The organism is Cellulophaga geojensis KL-A (assembly GCF_000568425.1).
Lineage (GTDB): Bacteria > Bacteroidota > Bacteroidia > Flavobacteriales > Flavobacteriaceae > Cellulophaga > Cellulophaga lytica.
Genome location: NZ_ARZX01000057.1, coordinates 1 through 1,806 on the forward strand (window position 1 = coordinate 1; position 1,806 = coordinate 1,806).

The window sequence follows — 1,806 nt, forward strand, 5'->3', positions numbered from 1 at the left end:
TCAATGTTTTGTTTATATGTGGTACAACGGTAGGTATAACCGTCAGTTACGGGTTAATATGCGTTAATTTTCGGTTTAGCACAGGCTTTAGCAATTCCGAGTGGATTCGGACGTAGTCGAATCCGCCGTAATTGCGGTTATACATTGTTGCCCACAGTTATTTTTGTTTTTTTAAATCCGCTATAATTTCTGTCAGCATTGTTTCATTAAAATTTTCATTCGACACGCTCGCATATCCATTATCCATTCTCCTGAATGCTGAAGCTGTCGATATAAATTTATCATTGTAAATAAACACTACTTTTTCATTAGTTTTTGACATTCTTTCAGTTGCATTTGCCCACTTTTCTTTTGCAGTTCCGTCGTAAACTAATTCAATTATGGTCATTTCTTTTCCGCTCCAATTCGGTTTAGCTATTCCGATTTTCGAATATTCAGACGCCTTAATGATTGGATTGGGTTCCACAGATACAGTATCTTCTCCAAAATTATTTTTTACAATTTTAGATTCCGGCTTTGAGTCAGTAACGAAATACCAACCGTTTTCAAATTCCAATTGAGTTTTGGTCGATTTTTTCACTCCGCAGGAAATTGTTAAAAATCCAACTAATAATATTGAAAGTACGTTTTTCATAATTCTGACTAGCGTAAAATTATATTACTGAAAATAAGGTTGTTAAAAATATTTAAATTTTTCATATTTTCTTAAAATTTGAAACTCAATTTACTCAATTTTACGTTAGCCAACGTACTGAGGATTTTTTGGGTTTCTATGAGGGATTGTGGGCAACGTATCGGCTATGGTTAGTGCGGGAGTTCAGAGGACTGAACTGTCGGACTAGCACTTAGCCAAAACTTTTTATTTTGTTTTATCTTTTTTGTTCTAAAGCCAAATCAAAAGATTTGGCGGACTTAGTTTAAAGTACTAAACTTTGGGTTAAGTACCAAACCCGTATTAACTATAGCCATTGTTGGCAACAGTTACTTAATGTATGCATCCCATATAAATTTCTCCAAATCTTTCTTTTGCATTTTTCTTTAGTTCATTGTCGCAAAATTCCGAAATATAAAGTCCATACGGTTCTGTCATTTTCATTGGAAATCCATCTCCTGTTTCAAATCTCTCCATATCAATTTCTCCAAGAAGATTATATCTGATTCCAGCCCATAATTCAAATCCTAACTCTATTTCTAAATCAGGTTCGTAGCCAGAATTATCTCCTGCTTTTACTTTTTTATCAATAATTTTTAATTGTTCAAGTAACATTGTAGAGCAAGAATGAGCAACTAAATCAGCAAGTTGAATTCCTTTAAATTTCTTTGAATCTAACTCTAAATTTAGTTCATAGATTTCCAAACCGATTTCCTTTGCATATTCTATTCCAGTATCTACGTTTCTAAAATAATTTTGGTCAACATAAATTTCAATGTCCTTTCCAAATTCGTTTGATTCGATTATTTGTTTAAGACCTTTAAAAGTTTCAATTCCAATATTAGGTCTTTCTGCAATTGGCAAAACAACAAGTCCAATTTTACATACTGAAGAAATAATATTTTTCAAGTCATTTCTTACATCCAACATTTTAGGATATTTTCTGTAACTCAATCCGCTTTTAAATTCAGAATTTTCAGGATCAAATCCGTTACTTTTTAGACTTTCAGAAATTTTATTTTCAATATTTTCATTGGTCACAATTATTCCACTAATAACAAATTTTCCTCTTTTGTGAACAGAATCATCAATGTATATTTTCGTCATTTTTTTTAATTGTTGCCAACGTCTACGTATAAGAAACGTAGGGCAGT

Annotated in this window: 2 protein-coding genes; both read right to left on the reverse strand. The window is 31.9% G+C overall.

Annotated elements, in window-relative coordinates:
• Positions 1-157 precede the first annotated feature (157 nt).
• Complete coding sequence (locus KLA_RS17085) at positions 158-634, reverse strand: hypothetical protein (protein ID WP_152536874.1); 477 nt, start codon at positions 632-634, stop codon at positions 158-160.
• A gap of 351 nt (positions 635-985) precedes the next feature.
• Positions 986-1,759: a DUF3800 domain-containing protein gene (locus tag KLA_RS17090; protein ID WP_034647351.1), complete on the reverse strand. Its 774-nt coding sequence runs from the start codon at positions 1,757-1,759 to the stop codon at positions 986-988.
• Positions 1,760-1,806: the final 47 nt, after the last annotated feature.